We start from the raw sequence: 208 nt of genomic DNA on the forward strand, positions 1-208 counted from the left end.
CGAGCGCCGAAGCATTAAAGAACGAAATTCGAGAAATCCGAACCCGTCAGCAAGAAAAGCTAGAAAAAGTTGCTAAGTTATCGAGCGCCGAAGCATTAAAGAACGAAATTCGAGAAATCCGAACCCGTCAGCAAGAAAAGCTAGAAAAAGTTGCTAAGTTATCGAGCGCCGAAGCATTAAAGAACGAAATTCGAGAAATCCGAACCCG

At 43.8% G+C, this 208-nt stretch carries 1 protein-coding gene; it reads left to right on the forward strand.

Annotation, left to right across the window (positions count from 1 at the left end; translation table 11 throughout):
• Positions 1-208, forward strand: a 208-nt coding sequence (locus GNY06_RS13835; RefSeq protein ID WP_212995119.1) for a hypothetical protein, incomplete at both ends; no start/stop codon positions are given.

It is taken from the genome of Elizabethkingia argenteiflava, assembly GCF_009904105.1.
GTDB lineage: Bacteria > Bacteroidota > Bacteroidia > Flavobacteriales > Weeksellaceae > Elizabethkingia > Elizabethkingia argenteiflava.